A 21245-nucleotide genomic window follows, 5' to 3' on the forward strand; every position below is an offset into this window, starting at 1 on the left:
GCGCCTCAGCCTTGCGCCGTTTACTGCGTTAGCGCACGGAAAGCCGCGAGTTCTTCCTGAGGCATACCCGCTTGCAGCGCCGCTGCACAGATTTGCTGCCAACTGTTGTTATCAAGCGGAATACCGTCGCGATAGCGCGCCACTCTGTTATGTTCTTCCCATTCACCGGGCACCTGAATGGCTTCATTGCCACTTTGAGGTGACTGTTTCACCCAATCGAGGAATGATTCAGCCTCTTCTTGCATGGCTGGTGCATCAAACGCCTCCGGGTTCACAATAATGGTTGTCATGCAGTTGAAAATGGCATCATGACTGGTGACCAGCGTCTCATCATGCGTGGTGCGACCGCCCGACAGCGCGCCGCCGAAAATTTCACACATCGTCGCCAGCGCATAACCTTTGTGCAGGCCAAACGGCATCAGCGAACCATAAGGTGCCTGGTGCATTACGCCCGGTTCCGTGGTCGGTTTGCCCTGATGATCGATCAGATAACCCGGCGCAACCTGCTGCTCTTTGTTCCACGCCACCCGAGTCTTACCGAAGGCGATACCGCTGGTGGCGAAATCGAGCAACAGGGGTTTGGCATTACGGCGCGGGAAAATTGCACAGAAGGGATTGGTGCCAAAACGTCGATCGCTGCCGTTATAAGGGGCAACCATCGGATCGCCCATCACGTTCACGAAATGGAAAGAGACAAAACCCGCTGCGGCGCACTGTTCCGCCCAATGACCGATGCGACCAATATGATGCGAATGATGGAGTCCCACTGCCGCGATGCCCAATTTGGCTGCACGCTCAATGCCAAGCTGCATCGCCTCATATGCAGCAACCTGACCAAACCCGTTGTTAGCATGAAGCGTCAGTACCGCGCCAGCATCTTTTTCGACAGTTGGGTGTTGGTTCAGCTGCAGGAAGCCTTGCGCCAGCGAGTTCATATAGCTTGGGATCATGCCGACGCCGTGCGAATCATGTCCCGCCAGGTTTGCGGCAACCAGGTGTTCAGCCACTAATTGAGCTTCTTGCGCGCTGCTGCCAGCATGGAGCCAAATGGCTTGAACAAACTGATGCAGGTGGGAAGGGGGAATGCGATGTTGAGTACTCACGCGGTTAATCTCCTTATCATGGTCAATAACGCATCCTGCGACGAAAACGGCAATAACCGCAAGTCAGCAAATTAAGTAAAGGGCCACAAGCTGTGGCCCAAAAACTCAGTGCGGCTGTTCGAAGCCCGCTTTGACCATTTGATCGCGCAGTGCACGCGTGATTTCACGGTTCCCACCCGTGATAGGGTAAATGACATTGTTGACGACATCGTCAAGATAATGCTCTTCAAACTCCTGCATGGTGAGTTGCGTACCACCTTCGTCGTTGATGGCAATGCTGCCACTTATGTGGTTGCCGTAATCCTTTGCCTTAAGGCTATAACGCCCCATGCTGGTATTAATTGTGCTCATAATCATCTCCTTGTTACGTAGGCATTGATAACAATTGAGGCCTCTTCAGGCGCTATAAGTTTAGACTGTGGATAGGCGGTAAATGCAGTAACAAGGCGGATGAAAATTGAACGCTGCGACCTGTATCGCAGAAATTAATTTTCAGACAAGCGCAGCGGCGTTAATAGGCATGGGCACGTTTAGGGCGGGAAGCGAAACCAGAATCATCATCTATACTGGATAACAGATACCTTATTTTTCATACAAGAAGGAGCGAACAATGAAAATAATCCTGTGGGTCATAGCCATCATCTTCATCGTTGGGTTATTAACTTTAACCGGCGTATTTAAACTTATCTTCTGATATAGACAGGCACCTTCGGGTGCCTTCATGCTTTATTCGGCACAGGCTTTAGTGGCATTCTGATCGTCCATCACTAATTCACAGATATCGGCGAGATTCAGCGGCTTATAACATTGTGCACAACAGGCCCCATGATGGTCTGGCAAATCCACCTTTTCACGATGGTATGAAGTGTAAAAGAATTTAGCGCAACCACAGCGGCTGCAACGAATCGTCATCTTTGTTCCTTCCCTCTCCGTCCTGGAAAGTCGAGATTTATCTTATTCGTGCGCTGAGTTCAAATGGTAAATTTTATTAATTTATTCTGCGCGTGAATAATTCTCTCTAACTTGTTGAATATAATATGGTTGCACCATGTGACCGTTTCTCAGGGTTTGCATTTTTTGTACATAAAGCCACATCACTCATTCGTTTACCTGCCATTTCAAATCACTTCTTCTTCTTAAGGCAAAATTAACCGCTCGAATGTTTAAGAAACAAGAAAAGGCCTGGAGAGAGTGGCGTCTTTTTTTTAATACACTTTCAGCACATTAAAATAAAAACTCAGTTCTGCATGTAGACGAAAACCTCATCGCTGTGGGGCTGAAGTTTTAGAATGACCCATAGGAAATATCGTTGTGAATCGGCAAATTTCTGCAGCCCTGTTGGGTTGTATTTTGACCTCATCGGTCTCGTTTTCGGCATCAGCAGAAACCACATCGCAAGCCGTTAAATCTGGCTGGAGTACTTTCAGCGACAATGTTTCCCAAACATGGTCACAACCGCAGAATTACGATTTTTATTTACCTGCAATCACCTGGCATAATCGTTGGACTTACGACGACAGACACATCAAAAAATACAATGAACGTCCCTGGGGCGCGGGTGCTGGTGTATCGCGCTGGGATGAAAAGGGTAATTGGCACGGCATCTATGCCATGGCATTTAAAGACTCTTTTAACAAATGGGAGCCGATAACCGGCTACGGCTGGGAGGCCACCTGGCGCCCCTTAAACAATCAAGATTTTCATCTGGGCGCAGGTTATACCGTAGGCGTGACGGCGAGGGATAATTGGAAATATATTCCCGTTCCCTTTATTTTACCTTTAGCATCAATCGGATATGGACCTGCGACGTTCCAGATGACGTATATTCCTGGAACGCACAATAACGGCAACGTTTACTTTGCCTGGTTAAGGGTGGAGTTTTAAGCGTTAGCGATGCGCAGAAAGTGTGATCAGGACGCAAAAAATCAATATTTATCACTTTTTCATCAAATCGCACTGGACAAATGTCACCGCAATTGCTGTACTAGACGTCGACACAGTTTAGTGTCCTTTTTTCATGTAAAGGTAATATAGATGTCTAAGATCAAAGGTAACGTAAAGTGGTTTAATGAGTCGAAAGGCTTCGGTTTCATTACTCCAGAAGATGGCAGCAAAGATGTGTTCGTACACTTCTCTGCTATCAACAGCAACGGTTTCAAAACTCTGGCTGAAGGTCAACGCGTTGAGTTCGAAATCACTGACGGTGCTAAAGGCCCATCAGCTGCTAACGTTATCGCACTGTAATTAACAGTTCGAATTCTGAAAACCCGCCTAATGGCGGGTTTTTTTTATGCCTGCCACCAGAGAATCATCCATGCAACCACGGCGAGCATACTGACGCTGAGCGCCATTAACTCGTTAAAATCATGTGGAACCAGATTCTTCATTTTCTTGCCTCAGAGAGTGCTTTTCCACAGCATGGCAGTCCCAGATTAAGCCAGCCTTAAGCCGACATGAAGTTACTATGACAAGGCAGATTCTGCGGCGCATCTCACAGATAATTCCCGTAACAACCCTACAACAATCCTTACTTGCAGATTTTTCGCTGGCAACACTATATAACTGCTCAGGGAAATGTCAGGAGGCAGGATGAACATACGTCAGGCAGAGGCAAAAGACAGTTTTGCGTTGAGTGCGTTGCTAACCGAATTAGGCTACAGCGCGACGGAAGGGTTTATTGATAAGCGTCTGGAGCAGCTTTGTCATCATCCAGACGAAATATTGCTGGTCGCTGAACATGGCAGCCAGGTCTTGGGTTTTCTTTCACTTCATTTTATTCCTCAACTGGCGTTGGCCGGCGATTTTGCCCGCATCAGCTATTTCTGTATTGCCGAAGGCGAACGCAGTAAGGGCAGTGGCCAGCAATTGTTGAATCATGCTGAACAGCTGGCGCGTTCGCACGGCTGTGACCGTATTGAAGTGCATTGCCACTCTTCACGCCTTAAAGCTAATCAGTTCTATGCACGCGAAGGTTATGTGGAGTCTCCGCGCTACCACATTAAAGCTCTGAGCTAAGATTGAGTTCACGGCCGCTGGCAATCACGATGGCGTCGGCGATACTGTCAAGTTGTGCGAAAGGTAGCAGCGCCGCGCTGACGCGAATGAATTGCCTGCTATTGATACTACAGCGTTCGCCTGGCAGCACGGCAATGCCACGTGCTGCCAGCGTGATCATCGCGTATTGTTCAGATTGCACGGGGATCCACACGCTCAATCCATCGCGTTCCTCGAGGAGAAGTCCTCGTTTCGCCAACGCGGCCAGCAACTGTTGACGACGCTGCGCATAGGTGGCCCTCGCATGCTGAACACGCTGCTGAGTATCTTCATCATTGAGCATCCACGCCACGGCATCCTGCAGAATACGGCTGGTCCAGCTAACGCCAAAGTTACGCCAGGCCTGTAAACGTTTCACCATTTCTGAAGTACCAGACAGCACCGCCAGACGCAAATCCGGGCCATACGCTTTGGAAAACGAGTGTACGTGCAGCACGCGCTCGGGGTAGTGGAAGCCAAGGCTCCATACTGGCCATCTCGATAGATCGCCAATTCCATCGTCCTCCACGATGATAGTTGTGCTGTTCGCCAGCACGCGGGCTAACTCGGCGCTACGCCGCTGGCTGACGCTGTGTCCGGTGGCTGAATGGGTACGGGGCTGATAGATAAACATCGCCGGAGATTTTTGCAGTAGCGTAGCGAGAGCGGTGGCTATCGGTCCTTGTTCATCGCACGGCAGCGGCAGTATTTCCGCACCGATATTGTCGAGAATATCCAGCAGACGTGTGGCGGTAGGATCTTCAATGACCACGCGATCGCCTGGTGATAGCAACGTTTGCACAATCAGATTCATGGCATCAAATCCGCCATCGGTTGCCAGCCAGGCTTCAGCGGGATAAGGCCAACGTGGCGTAATCGCGGTCTGCAACTGGGGGGAAATCGCCTCACGTTGATAGCTGTTCAACTGAGGGGAGGCAAGGCCTGCCAGCATCGCCTGACGCAGATCTGGCAGCAGGGACGGATCGGGCGAAGCCATTGCCAATGATGCCCGAACATTTTCACCGTAATTGCCAATTTTCTCGAAACGTATAGGGCGCGGCATCACACTATTGCCGCTCACCCACACGCCGCTGCGGCCTTTCCCCGCCAGCACTTTCTGCTTTTTTAGCTGCGCCCAGGCCGCCGACACGGTGGCCGGACTCACCCCCAATCGTTCTGCCAGCTCACGCACGGCGGGCATTTGCATGCCCACAGCAATCTCGCCATCGCGAATCAAGGTTGATGTGGCATGCGTAATGCCTTTCACCGAAGCATCAGTGATGTGCTGACTCAGCCACGCCAAATCCACAATTTGCGTCATAAGAAAATCCTTTGTTCAGTAACAAATAATAGATTGTTCAGATTAGTATTCGCGTTTTAGACTCAAATTCAAGCACTATTTGCTGCAAAAACCATCACAGCTATAAGGCTGGCAAAACAGACGGGGAAAGCATAACTATGGTAACCATTAGACTGGCGGTGCGTGACTGGGATTACTTCACCCCGCTGGCACTTGGCGACATCAAGCCAGAAGGGTTTTCGCTGGAAATTGATCGCGTGGGCACATTGGTTGATAACCTGGCAACCAGCGATCAATATGATGCGGGTGAAGTGTCGTTCAGCCGCTTTGCTCAGGCCCGCGCGAAAGGCGACTCCTCATTGCTGGGATTACCGCATTTTCTCATGCGCGGTTTCCGTCAGCGCTGCATCATCACCACGCGTGAGAGCCCGCTTACTTCGCCTGCACAGTTGAAGGGTAAAAAGATTGGCGTGACGGGATGGCAGGATTCCGGCAACACCTGGACGCGCACCGTACTGCGTGAAGCGGGTGTTGAGATCGATGATGCCTACTGGTTTGCCGGGCGTTTGACGGCGGAACATCCTGTTGTCGATCGCCTGGCCGGTTTTGGTCGTCCGGGTCGCATCGAGCCAGCGCCGGGGGAGCGTCCACTGATCGACCTGCTGAAAACGGGCGAGCTGGATGCGGTATTCACGCCGTTTATGCCGGAAGGTTTTTTCCTTGCCGATTCAGGGCTGCGCCAGCTGCAGCTAGATTTCGCCGCTGCTGAGCGTGACTACTTTAATCGTGTTGGTTACGTGCCAGGCATTCATATCCTGGCAATAAAGCCTGCATTGGCAGACGCGCATCCCTGGCTGCCCCAGGCACTGAGCGAGATTATCGATCGCTCCTACCATATGTGGATGAAGAAGCGCGAAAAATACGCGGATACCACGCCGTGGCTGCTGGATGATTTGCGACGTACCGCGCAGGAATTACCTGCCGACTGGAATCAAAACGGCTTTGCCGCTAACAAAAAGATGATTGCCGACTTTGCTAATGAGCTATTCCAGCAAAGCCTAACGAAAACATTGCTAACGCCAGAGGCGATCTTTCCGGCGGCGGCACGAGGAGAATAATCATGAAAGTCGCAATGGGGCAATTTGCCGTCAGCCGTGAATGGCAAGAAAACACCGATATTTGCATCGGATTGATGAATAAGGCGCTGGCGGGTGGCGCGGATCTGCTGGTACTGCCAGAGGGCGTGCTGGCGCGCGATATCGCCGATCCCGATCTGGTACTGAAAGCCGCGCAGCCGCTTGATGGTCCTTTCGTTACGCAGCTGCTGGCTGTCAGCAAAGGCAACATGCTCACCACCATGATGAGCGTGCATGTGCCGACCGAAGGAGAGAAAGCGCTCAACGTGCTGATCGCCATCCGCAACGGTGAAATCATCGCAAAGTACGTCAAGCTGCATCTGTACGATGCTTTTGCCATGCAGGAGTCACAGCGTGTTAACCCCGGACGAGAAATTCCGCCGCTGGTCGAAGTGGCCGGCATGAAAGTCGGACTGATGACCTGTTATGACGTGCGCTTCCCGGAGCTGGCGCGCCGTTTAGTGCTGGATGGCGCCGAGGTGTTGGTGCTGCCGGCCGCGTGGGTGAAAGGCCCGCTGAAAGAGATGCATTGGGAGTTACTGACCACAGCGCGGGCGCTGGAAAATACCTGTTACATGGTGGCGGTGGGCGAATGTGGTCCACGCAATATCGGTAACAGCCTGGTGATCGATCCCCTCGGCGTAGCGATAGCCAAAGCACCTGAATCGGCCGCACTGGTGTTTGCCGATCTCGATCCACAGCGCATCGCCTATGCGCGCAGTGTGCTGCCGGTGCTGGAAAATCGCTGTTTTGCGCGTCCTGAACTTAAACCACTTTGAATGCTGGGGAATCGACTGATGAAAACTTTTGCTACCGCCATCGCGCTTTCATTAGGTCTGACGGCCTGTTTCGCTCAGGCCGCGGAGGCTATTCCTGCGCAAAAAATGGATCAGGCACTGCACGATCGCCTGCCAGCGGAAATTAAGCGCAGTGGAAAGATGATCTCAGTAAATAACGGATCTTTTCCTCCGTATGAAATCGTTAATGGGCCGCACACAATGGACGGTGCATCCGCCGATCTGACCGAAGCGCTGGCGCAGCTGTTGGGCGTTAAGATAGAGCATGCAACCGTGAGCGGGCTATCCGGTGTGCTCACCGGCATCAATTCTGGCCGCTATCAAATGGCGATTGGCCCCATTGGTGATTATCCGGATCGTCAGCAGAAGGTCGACTTTATCGATTTTGTGCAGGAGTTTGTGGTGTTTGGCGTACAGAAAGGTAATCCCTCAAAGATCAACGGGCTGGAAGATACCTGCGGCAAGCGCATTGCGGTAATGGCAGCCGGTTCAGCTGAGCAGGTGATTCGCAAGCAGTCAGATGCCTGTGTTGCGGCGGGTAAACCGGCAGTGGTCGTGCAATCGTTTACCGATCAGCCTTCGTCGATTTTAGCCGTTCGGTCTAAACGTTCCGATGCGTTCTTCTCATCACAGGCGCCGCTGACTTACTTTATCGAGCAGGCTAACGGTCAACTGGAATTATCGGGCAAAGGCAAGAAAAACGGCTTTGGCGATATTTTCCAGGGCACCGTGGTGCCGAAAGGTTCGGAACTGGGGAACGTGGTACTGGACGCGTACAAAGAGCTGTTTAGCAACGGCACTTACGCGGCGATCATGAAGAAGTGGAAACTAGACGGTAACGTATTACAGCAACCAGGTCGTAACCTGGCGCAAGGGGCAGCAAAATGAGTCTCATCACCAACAATTCGCGAGCCAGGGATAAGGCCGACGTGCAGCAGCGCGATGTGGCTTTCGCCCGCAGTGCACCCACGTATGGGCGCTGGATCTCATGGATTGTGGTGCTGGTTATCGCCGCTGATTTCCTCTGGCTGGTGGCGACCAACCCCAATTTCGAATGGAAAGTGGTGCTGCAGTGGTTTACCGAAGGTTCGGTAATGAAGGGGCTACAGGTCACGCTTGGCTTGACGGTGGTGTCGATGATTCTCGGCACGCTACTGGGATTGTTACTCGGTGTCTGGCGACTATCGGAAAACAGATTGCTGAGTGGCATAGCGTCGCTCTATATCTGGTTTTTCCGCGGTACGCCGCTGCTGGTGCAACTGATTTTCTGGTACAACCTGTCGACGCTATTTCCTACACTTTCAATCAGTGTTCCCTGGACGGATATCACCTTTGCCAGCTGGAACACCAACGATCTGATTACGCCACTCACCGCCGCGATTGCCGGGCTGGCGCTTAATGAAGCGGCGTACATGGCCGAAATCATTCGCGCGGGCTTGCTATCTGTAGATAACGGTCAGGTGGAAACCACGCAGGCGTTTGGCATGAGCCGCAGCCGTGCGTTACGCCGGGTCATTATCCCACAGGCCATGCGTTCGATTATTCCACCGACGGGCAATCAGCTGATCAGCATGATCAAAGCCACGTCGCTGGTGAGCGTGATCGCCATGGGCGATCTGTTGTATTCGGTGCAGGCTGTCTATAACCGCACCTTTGAAATTATCCCGATGCTGATGGTGGCGGTGATTTGGTATCTGTTTATCACCTCTATTCTCAACGTGGGCCAATCCGCGATTGAACGTTACTACGCACGCGGCACTACGCGCAGAGTGATGAATAAACGCAGCAACGTGGCAAACGATCAAACACCGGCCGTCGCACAGCGGTTGAAGGAGGATGTATGAATCAGGTTCAGCCGCTGGTGCGAGCACGTAATGTGCAGAAGAGTTATGGCGATAATGAAGTGCTGAAAGGCATTGATCTCGATGTGTTTCCTGGCGAAGTGGTGGTGATTCTGGGGCCGTCAGGTTCGGGTAAATCGACTTTCCTGCGCTGCATTAACCATCTGGAAGACATGAATGCCGGTTCGATCATGGTTGGTGAGGATCAGATCGGTTACGAACTTAAACGTGGCATCTTGCACCGTTTATCCGCGCGTAAAATTGCGCATCAGCGTCAGAAAATTGGCATGGTATTTCAGCAGTTCAATCTCTATCCGCATATGACGGTGCTGCAAAATATCATTGAGGCGCCGATTGGCGTGCACAAGTTTCCACGGCAAGACGCGCTAAAGCATGCACGCGAACTGCTCGCTACGGTGGGATTGAGTGATAAAGCGGATGCCTGGCCGCGTCATCTTTCAGGCGGGCAGCAGCAGCGCGTAGCCATTGCTCGTGCGCTGGCGATAAAACCGGCGCTAATGCTATTTGATGAGCCCACCTCGGCGCTCGATCCTGAGTTGGTTGGCGAAGTGCTGGCCACCATGCGGACCTTAGCCGATCAAGGCTTAACCATGATTGTGGTCACGCATGAAATTGGTTTTGCGCGTGAAGCAGCCGATCGCGTGGTATTTATGGATGGCGGCGTGGTGGTGGAGCAGGGCGCGCCAGAACAGGTGATTGGCAATCCACAGCACCCGCGGACGCAGGCCTTTCTCAGCCGCTTTATCTAGCCCGTGGTCTCACTCTGTTACAGATTGTAGTTGAGGCCGGCTATAAACTGCGCGTTAATAGGCAGGTCCGTTTTTCACAATGGTTGAAAGGTAAATTATGGAAGGTATCAGTATTGCCAAACTGCTGATCATCGGTGCGCTCATCGTACTGCTTTTTGGCACCAACAAGTTACGTTCACTGGGTGGCGATCTGGGTTCCGCAATCAAAGGCTTTAAAAAAGCCATGAAAGATGATGAATCCGGCGCATCCAAAAGTAGCGCTGAAGAAGTGCCCGCCGATCGGGTAAGCCACAAAGAGTAATTACTGCGCTGAAGGTCAATAAGTGTAAGTATTTATTACGTTGATAAAAAACCAGGCTGTTGCCAGTCTGGTTTTTGTTTTTTATCTCATAGCGCGTTTTGAAGACGCAATATTATTTCACTTCCAGGCCTTTTGCCTGCATGTCAGCGTGATACGAAGAGCGTACAAACGGGCCGCAGGCCGCATGGGTGAAGCCCATCGCCATCGCTTCTTCTTTCATCTCGTCAAACTCAGCTGGACTGACATAACGTTGCACGGGCAAGTGATGACGGCTTGGCTGCAAATACTGTCCCAGCGTCAGCATAGTGACGCCGTGGCGACGCAAATCGCGCATCACTTCAATGATTTCGGCATTGGTTTCGCCAAGGCCAACCATCAAACCTGATTTGGTTGGAATTTCCGGATGCGCTTCTTTAAAACGCTCCAGCAATTTCAGTGACCAATCATAGTTCGCACCAGGGCGTACCTGACGGTAAACGCGCGGTACGTTTTCCAGGTTGTGGTTGAACACATCCGGCGGCGTGGCATTAAGAATTTCCAGCGCACGATCCATACGACCACGGAAGTCAGGCACCAGCGTTTCAATTTTGATGGTTGGGCTTTTTTCGCGAATGGCCGTGATGCAGTCGGCAAAGTGCTGTGCACCGCCGTCACGCAGGTCATCACGATCCACAGACGTGATAACCACATAACGCAGCGCCATATCGGCGATGGTTTGTGCCAGTTTCAGCGGTTCGTTGGCATCGGGCATATTTGGACGGCCATGTGCCACATCGCAGAAGGGGCAGCGACGGGTACAGATTGCGCCGAGAATCATAAAGGTTGCGGTACCGTGGTTAAAACACTCTGCGAGGTTAGGGCAAGAGGCTTCTTCGCACACGGAGTGCAGACCATTTTTACGCATCGCGGCTTTGATGCCCTGAATGCGGCTTGAATCCGCAGGCAGTTTGATCTTCATCCATTCCGGCTTACGCAGAATTTCTTCACGCTCAACCACCACGGTTTTCACCGGGATGAGCGCCATTTTGTCGGCATCGCGATACTTGACGCCACGTTCCATCTGAATTGGTTTACTCATAAATCTGCAGGTTCCGGTCGGGATTGCGATTTGAAAGCTTCCTCACTCAAACTGAGAACCAGGCTTTCAACTTTTTTTGAAAATATGGCAAAAATTATATCATCTCGTCTGCTCATAAGCAGCCGATTAGCCGGCGCAAAAGTTACAATTTTGTAAATTCGCACGTACAGTCAAGGTTGAATCGCGTCCTCACTGCGCCATTCCAGCTGGCTAAATCCGGTTAAACGCGCAAAATGCGCGACCAGTGGCGGCTGTACATCTGCGGGCGTAACGCCTGGCTGGAACTGGCTGAGTTGCGTCATCTGCATGCCCGCATATCCGCAGGGATTGATGCGTAAGAAGGGGGCTAAATCCATCGCCACATTGAGCGCCAAACCATGAAATGAGCAGCCTTTGCGGATGCGCAGACCGAGCGAGCAAATCTTGTCATCGCCAACATACACGCCCGGCGCATCCGCGCGAGCACGAGCGTTAATGCCATAGTCGGCCAGCGTCGCAATCACCGTCTCTTCTAACGCTGTCACTAATTCACGTACGCCCATCTTGCGGCGTTTCACGTCAATCAGCACATACATCACCTGTTGGCCTGGCCCGTGATAGGTGACCTGGCCGCCACGATCGCTTTGTACCACCGGAATATCGCCCGGCATCAGCAAATGTTCCGCTTTGCCTGCCTGGCCTTGAGTAAACACGGGATGATGCTCAACCAGCCAAATTTCATCGGCCGTGGTGCTGTCGCGCCGATCGGTGAAGTGATGCATCGCATCTGAGATGGGTTGCCAATCGCGCTGGCCGAGTTGACGAACAAGAAGCGTATTAGCTGACAAAGCGAAGATCCGATAGAGAGTGGAGGGCAGAGTATAACGCTGGCAAAGTGGACTTTGCCAGCGCCAGAATTACAGCACCATACGCACGATTTCGATATTGCCCAGCTCTTCGTACAAGGTTTCAACTTGCTCAATGTGGGTGGCGGTGATGGTAATCGACACTGAGTGATAGTTGCCTTTGCTGCTTGGTTTAACGTCAGGTTTGTAATCGCCTGGCGCGTGGCGCTGCACCACTTCAACCACTTGATCAACCAGCTCCGGCTGCGCCAAACCCATCACTTTATAGGTAAAAGGGGTAGGGAATTCGAGCAGTTCATTCAATTTGGTTTTCATAGATTCACTCCGGTGCTTAAAAAAACAGGCTCCCGCCGGGGCGGGAGCAAAGATAGTAACTTATTTGGGGGCAAATTGGCGTTTTTTCAAGCGCGCCTTAGCCGAACCAGTGATGGAACATTAATTTGATGTAATCAATAATGCGGCCGAAGAAACCGCCTTCCTGTACTTCGTTCAACACCACCAACGGACGCTGCTCAACGGTTTTGCCATCAAGCTGGAAGTTGATGCTGCCAACCACCTGATTTTTCTGCAGCGGTGCGTGCAGTTCGGTGTTGTTCAGCACATAGCTGGCTTTCAGATCTTTCATGCGGCCACGCGGGATGGTCAGATAGGCATCTTTTTCCACGCCGAGTTGCACACGATCGCTATTACCAAACCAAACCGGTTCAGAGGCGAACTCTTTGCCAGCTTTCAGTGGCGCCACCGTTTCGAAGAAGCGGAAGCCCCATGTCAGCAGTTTTTTACTTTCGGTTTCACGACCTTTATAGGTACGGCCGCCCATTACCGCTGAGATCAAACGCATCTGGCCTTCTGTTGCAGAGGCCACCAGGTTGTAGCCTGCTGCATCTGTATGACCGGTTTTGATGCCATCAACGTTCAGGCTGGTATCCCACAACAAACCATTACGGTTGGTCTGGCGGATATTATTGAAGGTGAAATCTTTTTCACGGTAAACCGCATACTCATCCGGTACGTCACGGATCAGCGCCTGACCGATCAGCGCCATATCGCGCGGCGAGCTATATTGGCCTTCTGCATCCAAACCATGCACGGTCTGGAAGTGGGTGTTTTTCAGGCCCAGCGCACCAACGTAGTTGTTCATTAGGTTGACGAATGCATCCTGGCTACCTGCGACGTAGTCAGCCATGGCTACGCAGGCATCGTTCCCCGACTGCAGCACGATACCGCGCGTCAGCTGTGAAACCGGTACGCGATCGCCCGGTTTGAGGAACATCAGCGATGAACCTTTGAATACGGGATTACCGGTAGCCCAGGCATCTTTTCCCACGGTAACGATGTCATCGTTATGGATTTTGCCCGCCTTGACCGCCTGACCAATCACGTAGCTGGTCATCATTTTGGTCAGGCTCGCCGGATCGCGACGTGCATCCGCGTTCTTTTCGGCCAGCACTTTACCGGAGTTATAGTCGATCAGCACATAAGCTTCAGCATCAATGTCCGGCACGCCCGGAATCATAGTCTTAAGGTTCACATCGTCCGCAAAAGCGACGTGGCTGAGAGAAAGGGCGATCAGTGATCCCACTGTCAGGCGTTTCAGAAAACGAGAAGGTTTCAGCGTATTCATGTTCAGGACTACAACATCCGTGGGTTTAGAGTGAAAAAAGTGCCTAACTATAGCAAACGTCCGATCGGGCGACATCTTGCTTTGCAAATCAGTTTCAGCAGGAAATGTCACTGTCCGTTACATCGAAGGACGGGCAGTGGTAATAAATGAGCTCATTTGCGCTTCCGTGTTCAGGCGCTGCTGCAACGCAACTGCATCGGCGCGGCTTTTAAAGCCACCAAGCTGGATGCGATAGACGTTGCCATTGGCTTCAACTGCACCCGGTACGCCAAAGCGTTTGCCCAGGCTATCCGCCAGCTGACGCGCACGCGCCGCATCGTTAATGGCACCAACCTGCACCACATAGCCGCTGCCTGCATGGGCATTTTGGCTGCTGGCGGGTGCGGCACTTGCTGCTGCTGGTGACGAGGGAACCGGTGCCGCTGGTGGCGGTTCGCTGCCTTCCAGCACGCCGTTGGCTAAGGGCTGCGGTGCGCCAAGAAAACCACTGCTCTGCACGGGTGCGCCCATGTTGCCATTACTTTGCAGCGTACTGTTATCCACGGGGCGTACATCTTGCGGTGCAGGCGCGGGGGCACTGCCACCGGTCATGACCATGCCGCCACCCAGGTCTGGACGCGCGGGCAGGGCATAGCTCTGTTTGGCAACGGTAGTGCCAATGGTTCCGGGCCCGGAGACGGAACCATCGGGTGCCACTTTAATGTAATCAACGCGCACGCGGGTGTTGTTGGAAATATTCAGGCGATCGCCTGCGGCTCGCGACAGGTCAATAATACGTCCCGGCGTGTAAGGACCCCGATCGTTAACCCGCACCACAATTTGGCGGCCGTTAGCGAGATTGGTCACGCGCACATAGCTTGGCAGTGGCAGCGTGGGATGCGCGGCGGTCATTGCTTCAGGGTCGTAAGATTCACCGATAGCGGTGCGATTACCTTGTGCTTCATCGCCATACCAGGTCGCCAAACCCACTTCGCTGTAGTTCGACGGATCCTTAATCACGCGGTAACTTTTACCATTGACGCTGTAATCCTGGCTGGTAGAAGGATTGATCGGTTCATAACGCGGTTCTACGCCGGGGATTTCCACCACCGGGCCGTTATAGGTCGGTTGCGGTGGCGCAGTGTTATTCTGCGGTTCCGGTGTGGAACAGGCAGCCAGTACCAATGATGCCAGTGCAACCCCAAGCCAGTCCTTACGCATGTGCAGCCTCTTAAACGCTTTTAGATAACATTTTTCGATGAGTATGGATCGACATCACGATGCCAAACCCAGCCATTAACACAATCAATGCCGATCCGCCGTAACTCACCAGCGGCAGCGGTACGCCAACCACCGGTAAGATACCACTTACCATGCCAATGTTAACGAAAACATAAACGAATAAAATCAGCATCAAACCGCCAGCCATTACGCGGCCAAAGGTCGTTTGCGCGCGAGCGGCGATAATCAGGCCGCGCATGATCAGCAGCAAATAGAGTACCAGCAATAACAATACGCCAACCAGGCCGAGCTCTTCCGCTAACACTGCAAAAATGAAGTCGGTATGGCGCTCAGGCAGGAACTCGAGCTGAGACTGCGTACCGTGTAGCCAGCCCTTACCGCGCAGGCCGCCCGAGCCAATGGCAATTTTAGACTGAATGATGTGGTAACCAGCGCCAAGCGGATCGCTTTCCGGATCCAGCAGCATCATCACGCGGTCACGTTGATAATCATGCATCAGGAAGAACCACAGAATGGGGATGAAAGCCGCCACTAATAGCACTGCCACGCCAATCAGCTTCCAGCTCATACCGGATAAGAACAGTACAAACAGACCGGATGCGGCGATCAGAATCGAGGTGCCGAGGTCAGGTTGCGCCGCCACCAGCAGCGTGGGCATGAAAATCAGCACCAGTGCGATGCCGGTATTTTTCAGCGTTGGCGGGCACACATCGCGGTTGATAAAGCGCGCCACCATCAGCGGCACGGCAATCTTGGCAATTTCCGAGGGCTGAAAACGCACGAAACCGAGATCGAGCCAGCGCTGCGCGCCTTTACTGATATGGCCAAAGGCATCGACCGCGACCAGCAAAATCACGCAGACAATGTAGAGGTAGGGCGCCCAGCTTTCATAGACGCGTGGCGGCACCTGTGCCAGCACCAGCATGATCACAATACCCATGGCTATTTGTCCGAACTTGCGCTCAGTCATGCCCGGGTCCTGTCCGCTGGCGCTCCAGATGACGACGGCGCTATAGGCCAGCAGGCTGAGAATGATCAGCATAAATAATGGGTCAATATGGATACGCGTCCAGATCGACCTTTTCTGCGGATTATCGTTCATGGACATCTTTATTCACCTTCGTAGCCGGGCGGCGTCGGTGTGGCTTCTGGCAGCACGGTATTATTGTCGCCTAACATAATGTGGTCGAGAATCTGGCGCATCACGGTGCCCACTGCCGGGCCCGCACCGCCGTTTTCCAGAATCATAGTGACCGCCACGCGCGGCTTATCGTACGGTGCGAAAGCCGTCATCAATTTGTGGTCGCGTAAACGTTCAGCAATCTTGTGTGCGTTATAGGTCTCATTCTCTTTCAGGCCGAAGACCTGCGCTGTACCGGACTTGGCGGCGATTTTATACGGCGCATCGGCAAAGCTTTTATGCGCCGTTCCGTTGGCGCGGTTTGCGACGCCATACATACCGTCTTTGGCAATTTCCCAGTAGCCAGAGTGAATGTCGCCAATCGGCGCATCCGGCGGCTGGCGATAAGGCACCATGGTCTGCCCTTCACGAGTGGCGCGCAGCAGATGCGGCACCTTAATCACGCCATCGTTAATCAGAATCATCATCGCTTTGTTCATCTGTATCGGCGTGGCGGTCCAGTAACCTTGGCCGATGCCAACGGGAATGGTGTCACCCTGATACCAGGGTTTTTTGAAACGCTTAAGTTTCCATTCACGCGTCGGCATGTTGCCCGCGCTCTCCTGCGGCAGATCGATACCGGTACGATGGCCGTAACCGAACTTGGTCATCCATTCTGAAAGGCGATCGATGCCCATGTCATATGCGACCTGATAGAAAAAGGTATCCGCTGACTCTTCTAGTGATTTCGTCACGTTCAGACGGCCATGACCCCATTTTTTCCAGTCACGATAGCGCTTTTCCGAACCCGGCAACTGCCACCAGCCGGGATCGAACAGGCTGGTATTGCGATTAATGACGCCCGCGCTTAACGCCGAGACGGCAACGTAAGGTTTAACGGTGGAAGCCGGTGGATAGGAGGCCTGTAGCGCACGGTTATACAGCGGACGGTTTTCGTCGCTTAGCAGCGCTTTATAATCTTTGCTGGTGATGCCGTCGACAAACAGGTTCGGGTCATAGCTGGGCGTTGATACTAACGCGAGGATTTCGCCGGTACGTGGGTCGCTCACCACCACCGCCGCGCGGCTGCCGGTCAGTAACGTTTCGATGTATTGTTGCAGCTTGAGGTCTACCGTCAGATAAATATCGCGTCCGGCCTGCGGCGACTGCTCGTGCAGCTGACGGATCACGCGGCCACGGTTGTTGACCTCAACTTCTTCGTAACCGGTTTTGCCGTGCAGCACATCTTCGTAGTAATTCTCAATGCCGAGCTTGCCGATATCATGCGTTGCCGCATAGTTTGGCCATTTTCCTTCCTGATCGAGACGCGTTACATCACGATCGTTGATTTTAGACACATAGCCGACCACATGCGTCAGCGTCTGACCGTAAGGATAGTAGCGGCGTTGATAGCCTTTCACTTCTACGCCAGGAAAACGGTATTGATTGACGGCGAAACGTGCTACCTGCACCTCGTTCAAACCGATTTTTACCGGAATTGAGGTAAAGCGACGCGAGCGTTTGCGCTCTTTTTCAAAGGCATCAATGTCGTCATCGGTCAGATCCAGTACCGGTCGCAGATCCTGTAAGGTCTGCTTCAGGTTTTCGACCTTTTCCGGCATCAGTTCAGCCTGGTAGATAGTGCGGTTCAACGCCAACGGCACGCCATTCCGATCGAAAATAATGCCGCGGCTGGGCGCAACCGGCACCAGTTTGATGCGGTTTTCATTCGAACGCGTACTGTAGTCGTCAAAGCGCAGGATTTGCAGGTGGTACAGATTGACCACCAGTATGCTGGAGAGCAGCAGAATGCCAAAGAAGGCCACCAACGCTCGGCGGACAAAAAGTTTCTGTTCGGCAGTGTAATCGCGAAAGGCGTTGCTCTGTAATTTCATCCGCTACATTTTTTGTCTGGGGTTGTCAGGCGTTTATTCACGATGATAAGGATGATTCGTGGTGATGCTCCACGCACGATACAGGCTTTCTGCTACCAGCACACGCACCAGCGGATGTGGCAACGTGAGTGCGGAAAGCGACCAGCTTTGTTCGGCAGCGGCTTTGCATGCGGGCGCCAGGCCTTCCGGACCGCCGATCAACAGGCTGACATCACGACCATCCTGCTTCCAGCGTTCGAGCTGCTGCGCCAGCTGCGGCGTTTCCCACGGTTTTCCTGGAATATCCAGCGTGACGATGCGATTTCCTTTACCTACGGCGGCCAGCATCGCTTCACCCTCTTTTTCCAGAATGCGTTTGATATCTGCGTTCTTGCCGCGTTTACCGGCAGTGACTTCTATCAATTCAAACGGCATATCTTTGGGGAAGCGGCGCAGATATTCCATGAAACCGGTCTGAACCCAGTCGGGCATTTTGGTGCCGACGGCCACAAGCTGCAGTTTCAAGGCTTAGCTCCAGAGTTTTTCCAGCTCATACAGCTGGCGGCTCTCTGCTTCCATCACGTGTACAATCACGTCACCGAGGTCAACCACCACCCAATCGGAGGCCGTTTTACTGTCTACACCTAGCGGTTTCAGGCCCGCAGCGCGTGATTCCTGCACCACGTGATCGGCGATTGAGGAGACGTGACGCGTCGAGGTGCCGGTGCAAATAATCATGCAATCGGTGATGCTGGATTTGCCTTGAACATCGATAGCAATGATGTCCTGGCCTTTGAGATCATCAATCTTATCAATAACGAAGTCTTGGAGTGTTTTACCTTGCAAAAGGTTCCCCTTAAAAACAGGTGATTACGGACGGGCTAGCGATTGGAAAAAAGTAGCCGAAAATGAAGCGGCGCAGTATAGCATGCTGCGATCAACCGCGATATAAGCCAACGCTATCGATATAGTTGATGACTGCATCAGGCAGCAAATCAGCGCACGAGGCGCCCGCGTGGCGGCGCTGACGGATCTCTGTGGCGGAGATATTGAGCAGCGGCGTATCGGCCAGCCAAATCCGTCCAGCGGATGAGTGATGCAGCTGCTGCACGTCATCGGCAAGATGCTCATCAAGCCAGCGCTGCATTTCTGGTGTATCCATCTGCGTCGCATAGCCGGGACGTTTACACACCAGTAAATGACACAGCGACAGCAGATCTTGCCAGCGATGCCATTTGGCTAACGTTAGCAGAGAATCCTGACCAATGATAAACGCAAGGGGCTGTTCTGCGCCGCGCTCGGCACGCAATGCTTCCAACGTGGCGACCGTCCATGAGGGCGTGTCACGTTCCAGTTCGCGCGTATCAATCTCAAACAGCGGACGACCGGCGATAGCACAACGCAACATTGCCACGCGCTGCTGGGCACTGGCTTCGGGCTGCGGGCGATGGGGTGGCACATTATTTGGCAGCAGCGTGACTTTTTTCAGGCCCACCTGTTGCGCCAGCGCTTCTACCGGGCGCAGATGGCCATAATGAATGGGATCGAAAGTGCCGCCAAAGAGGGCGTAAAGTTTAGACATCGGTAAAGCTTATGGGGAAATCGCGATGACAGAGCAGCAGCGACAACGTCTCAAGCTGCGGCCAGAGATTTTGCCCGTAATCCTGCTTCATGCTCAGCTCCAGTTCTGCCAGCAGATGGACCACGCGTTGTAGACGACGCGCATCAAGGCGCTGCAGTGCTTCGGTAAACAGTGCGCGGCGATTTTGCCAAATACGCTGCTGGTCCATTAACGTGCGCAGTGCTTGTTTAGCCTGATTACGTTGCAGATGGAGCAACGTGAGCAAGTCGCGTTGCAGCGTACGCAGCAGAATCACCACTTCGCTATCCTCTTTTTCCAGCTGATGCAGGATGTGCAGGGCACGTTTGCTTTTACCCGCCAGCAATGCATCAACCCAGTGGAATGGCGTAAAGTGCGCAGCGTCGTTAACGGCGGCTTCTACGCGCGGCAACGTCAGTTTGCCATCCGGCCACAGCAGCGACAGTCGCTCTAACGCCTGGGCCAGCGCCAGCAGATTGCCTTCGTAGCAGTAGCAGAGCAGCTGAATGGCGGCGTCATCAACGTTGAGTTTCATCGCCCTGGCGCGGCCGGCGACCCAACGCGGCAGCTGAGCCTGTTCCGGCGTCTGACAGGGAACTAACACCGACTGCGCACTCAGTGCTTTGAACCAGGCGCTGTTCTCCTGGGCTTTGGTTAACTTCGCCATGCGAAGCACTAGCAGAATGTCGCGGTGCAGTAGCGTAGCCAGTTTTATCAGCTGGTCAGCAATGGCCGCGTTTGGCCCATTTTCTGGCAGTTGCAGCGTTAAGGTTTGGCGTTGGGTAAAAAGGCTAAGTGACTGGCAGCTGACAAAAAGGGCATCCCAGTCAGTTTGCGCATCCACGGTGACGCTAAAATGTTCTTCAAACCCCTGCGCGGTGGCCGTTGCGCGGATAGCATCGGCGCTTTCCTGAATCAGCAGCGGTTCATTACCGGTGAGAAAATAACAGGCGCGCAGCCCCTCACGAAGCTGCGCGCTCAGTTGTTCAGGATAAATCCTGATCATTGCAGACTGGTAGCTGACGAAGAAGACACTTCCGGTGAATTCTCTCCCGGTGCAATCGTCTCAGGCTGCGGTAAGGTCTCTTTGTTGCTTTCCTGCGCGGCGTGAACGGTAAGCAATTTACGCACTAGCTGCTCGGCCGCGCGCTGGCGCATCTCCTGCACAATCATGTCCTGCTCCGCATCCTTGGCCAGTGCGGCGTTCGGGTTGTCGAAGAAAGAACGATACACGGTAGTGCTGATTGGATAGATTCCTTTACCCGGCAGCAGAACCTGGGCGGTTACCGTCATCACCAGTGAGTATTCCGCGGTGGTTCCGCTGATAAACACCGATGCGGTATCACGTCCCTGGCCTTCCGCACCCAGGCGCAGCGTTGGGTACTTAGCGCTGGCCGCTTTGCTGTCTTCAATGATGTTCACATTGTTGATGCGTAGCTGCTGGCGCACGGCACGTGACAGTGGACCATACGGGTCGCCACTTTGGACGATGAGTGTTTTCATCTCGGCCGGCACCGATGTGGTGCCGCGCGGGTGAAAACCACAGCCTGCGGTAATCATTACCGCAAGCAGGACAAACAGCCTGATAATCAGTTGTCGCAC

26 protein-coding genes are annotated in these 21245 nt (G+C 53.1%); 10 read left to right on the forward strand and 16 right to left on the reverse strand.

Translation table 11 applies throughout. From position 1 onward, the window contains the following. Nucleotides 1–20: 20 nt before the first annotated feature. Both AC07WB_RS05335 and AC07WB_RS05340 read right to left on the reverse strand, forming a co-directional pair. Complete coding sequence (locus AC07WB_RS05335; protein ID WP_494940155.1) at nt 21–1103, reverse strand: malate/lactate/ureidoglycolate dehydrogenase; 1083 nt, start codon at nt 1101–1103, stop codon at nt 21–23. 105 nt (nt 1104–1208) lie between these two features. Continuing rightward, nucleotides 1209–1454 carry a hypothetical protein gene (locus AC07WB_RS05340; RefSeq protein ID WP_007890717.1) on the reverse strand — a complete coding sequence of 82 codons (246 nt, stop codon included), beginning with the start codon at nt 1452–1454 and terminating at the stop codon, nt 1209–1211. Nucleotides 1455–1713: 259 nt separating this feature from the next. Between AC07WB_RS05340 and AC07WB_RS05345 the strand changes: the two genes are divergently transcribed. Beyond that, nucleotides 1714–1797: a small membrane protein YohP gene (locus tag AC07WB_RS05345; protein WP_085982494.1), complete on the forward strand. Its 84-nt coding sequence runs from the start codon at nt 1714–1716 to the stop codon at nt 1795–1797. A 32-nt stretch (nt 1798–1829) separates the two neighbouring features. Here AC07WB_RS05345 and AC07WB_RS05350 read toward each other — a convergent pair whose 3' ends face one another. Beyond that, nucleotides 1830–2015, reverse strand: coding sequence for a hypothetical protein (locus AC07WB_RS05350; RefSeq protein WP_097094607.1), 186 nt, complete (start codon nt 2013–2015; stop codon nt 1830–1832). 399 nt (nt 2016–2414) lie between these two features. Here AC07WB_RS05350 and pagP point away from each other — a divergent pair, with 399 nt between their 5' ends. The 3 genes from pagP to AC07WB_RS05365 all read left to right on the forward strand — a co-directional run bounded on the left by pagP (nt 2415) and on the right by AC07WB_RS05365 (nt 4118). Next, nucleotides 2415–2987 (forward strand): lipid IV(A) palmitoyltransferase PagP, encoded by a 573-nt coding sequence (pagP, locus tag AC07WB_RS05355; RefSeq protein ID WP_097094606.1) that lies wholly within the window; start codon nt 2415–2417, stop codon nt 2985–2987. 150 nt (nt 2988–3137) lie between these two features. Further along, complete coding sequence (cspE, locus tag AC07WB_RS05360; protein ID WP_007890714.1) at nt 3138–3347, forward strand: transcription antiterminator/RNA stability regulator CspE; 210 nt, start codon at nt 3138–3140, stop codon at nt 3345–3347. A gap of 345 nt (nt 3348–3692) precedes the next feature. Then, on the forward strand, nt 3693–4118 hold the full coding sequence (locus AC07WB_RS05365; RefSeq protein WP_494940156.1) for a GNAT family N-acetyltransferase: 426 nt from the start codon (nt 3693–3695) through the stop codon (nt 4116–4118). Here the strand turns inward: AC07WB_RS05365 and AC07WB_RS05370 are convergent. Continuing rightward, nucleotides 4102–5457 (reverse strand): aminotransferase-like domain-containing protein, encoded by a 1356-nt coding sequence (locus AC07WB_RS05370; RefSeq protein WP_097094604.1) that lies wholly within the window; start codon nt 5455–5457, stop codon nt 4102–4104. The genes AC07WB_RS05365 and AC07WB_RS05370 overlap by 17 nt on opposite strands. Before the next feature lie 137 nt (nt 5458–5594). On the opposite strand from AC07WB_RS05370, the gene AC07WB_RS05375 reads away from it, so the two are divergent. The 6 genes from AC07WB_RS05375 (at nt 5595) to tatE (ending at nt 10281) form a co-directional block, all read left to right on the forward strand. Continuing rightward, the gene (locus AC07WB_RS05375; RefSeq protein ID WP_176519121.1) at nt 5595–6554 is read left to right on the forward strand and encodes a substrate-binding domain-containing protein; all 960 of its coding nucleotides are present in this window, start codon (nt 5595–5597) and stop codon (nt 6552–6554) included. A 2-nt stretch (nt 6555–6556) separates the two neighbouring features. Continuing rightward, the gene (locus AC07WB_RS05380; protein WP_097094602.1) at nt 6557–7351 is read left to right on the forward strand and encodes a deaminated glutathione amidase; all 795 of its coding nucleotides are present in this window, start codon (nt 6557–6559) and stop codon (nt 7349–7351) included. A gap of 18 nt (nt 7352–7369) precedes the next feature. Next, nucleotides 7370–8257, forward strand: a complete 888-nt coding sequence (locus tag AC07WB_RS05385; protein ID WP_097097573.1) for an ABC transporter substrate-binding protein — start codon at nt 7370–7372, stop codon at nt 8255–8257. Continuing rightward, nucleotides 8254–9213 carry an amino acid ABC transporter permease gene (locus AC07WB_RS05390; protein ID WP_494940157.1) on the forward strand — a complete coding sequence of 320 codons (960 nt, stop codon included), beginning with the start codon at nt 8254–8256 and terminating at the stop codon, nt 9211–9213. Before AC07WB_RS05385 ends, AC07WB_RS05390 begins: the two co-directional genes overlap by 4 nt. Beyond that, nucleotides 9210–9980, forward strand: a complete 771-nt coding sequence (locus tag AC07WB_RS05395) for an amino acid ABC transporter ATP-binding protein (RefSeq protein ID WP_097094600.1) — start codon at nt 9210–9212, stop codon at nt 9978–9980. Before AC07WB_RS05390 ends, AC07WB_RS05395 begins: the two co-directional genes overlap by 4 nt. Nucleotides 9981–10077: 97 nt before the next feature. Further along, entirely contained in the window at nt 10078–10281 is a 204-nt protein-coding gene (gene tatE / locus AC07WB_RS05400; protein ID WP_345827092.1) for a twin-arginine translocase subunit TatE, read from the forward strand. 112 nt (nt 10282–10393) lie between these two features. Here tatE and lipA read toward each other — a convergent pair whose 3' ends face one another. From lipA to lptE, 12 genes are all read right to left on the reverse strand, one after another. Further along, a complete protein-coding gene (gene lipA, locus AC07WB_RS05405; protein WP_097094598.1) occupies nt 10394–11359 on the reverse strand; it encodes a lipoyl synthase in 966 nt (321 codons plus the stop codon). A gap of 170 nt (nt 11360–11529) precedes the next feature. After that, complete coding sequence (gene lipB / locus AC07WB_RS05410) at nt 11530–12186, reverse strand: lipoyl(octanoyl) transferase LipB (RefSeq protein WP_345827091.1); 657 nt, start codon at nt 12184–12186, stop codon at nt 11530–11532. Between the two features lie 69 nt (nt 12187–12255). Beyond that, the gene (gene ybeD, locus AC07WB_RS05415) at nt 12256–12519 is read right to left on the reverse strand and encodes a DUF493 family protein YbeD (RefSeq protein ID WP_097094596.1); all 264 of its coding nucleotides are present in this window, start codon (nt 12517–12519) and stop codon (nt 12256–12258) included. Between the two features lie 97 nt (nt 12520–12616). Next, on the reverse strand, nt 12617–13828 hold the full coding sequence (gene dacA / locus AC07WB_RS05420) for a D-alanyl-D-alanine carboxypeptidase DacA (protein WP_007890701.1): 1212 nt from the start codon (nt 13826–13828) through the stop codon (nt 12617–12619). A gap of 117 nt (nt 13829–13945) precedes the next feature. Further along, nucleotides 13946–15028, reverse strand: a complete 1083-nt coding sequence (rlpA, locus tag AC07WB_RS05425) for an endolytic peptidoglycan transglycosylase RlpA (RefSeq protein WP_494940158.1) — start codon at nt 15026–15028, stop codon at nt 13946–13948. A 10-nt stretch (nt 15029–15038) separates the two neighbouring features. Continuing rightward, entirely contained in the window at nt 15039–16151 is a 1113-nt protein-coding gene (mrdB, locus tag AC07WB_RS05430) for a peptidoglycan glycosyltransferase MrdB (protein ID WP_097097572.1), read from the reverse strand. Between the two features lie 8 nt (nt 16152–16159). Then, on the reverse strand, nt 16160–18064 hold the full coding sequence (gene mrdA, locus AC07WB_RS05435; RefSeq protein ID WP_345827089.1) for a peptidoglycan DD-transpeptidase MrdA: 1905 nt from the start codon (nt 18062–18064) through the stop codon (nt 16160–16162). Nucleotides 18065–18097: 33 nt separating this feature from the next. After that, entirely contained in the window at nt 18098–18568 is a 471-nt protein-coding gene (rlmH, locus tag AC07WB_RS05440; protein ID WP_097094593.1) for a 23S rRNA (pseudouridine(1915)-N(3))-methyltransferase RlmH, read from the reverse strand. 3 nt (nt 18569–18571) lie between these two features. After that, a complete protein-coding gene (gene rsfS, locus AC07WB_RS05445; protein ID WP_097094592.1) occupies nt 18572–18889 on the reverse strand; it encodes a ribosome silencing factor in 318 nt (105 codons plus the stop codon). Nucleotides 18890–18980: 91 nt separating this feature from the next. After that, on the reverse strand, nt 18981–19625 hold the full coding sequence (nadD, locus tag AC07WB_RS05450; RefSeq protein WP_494940159.1) for a nicotinate-nucleotide adenylyltransferase: 645 nt from the start codon (nt 19623–19625) through the stop codon (nt 18981–18983). Then, nucleotides 19618–20649, reverse strand: coding sequence for a DNA polymerase III subunit delta (gene holA / locus AC07WB_RS05455; protein WP_494940160.1), 1032 nt, complete (start codon nt 20647–20649; stop codon nt 19618–19620). The genes nadD and holA overlap by 8 nt, the downstream gene beginning before the upstream one ends. Continuing rightward, nucleotides 20646–21245, reverse strand: a complete 600-nt coding sequence (lptE, locus tag AC07WB_RS05460) for an LPS assembly lipoprotein LptE (RefSeq protein WP_097094589.1) — start codon at nt 21243–21245, stop codon at nt 20646–20648. Before lptE ends, holA begins: the two co-directional genes overlap by 4 nt.

The organism is Pantoea sp. GW821-FHT03E06 (assembly GCF_059420725.1).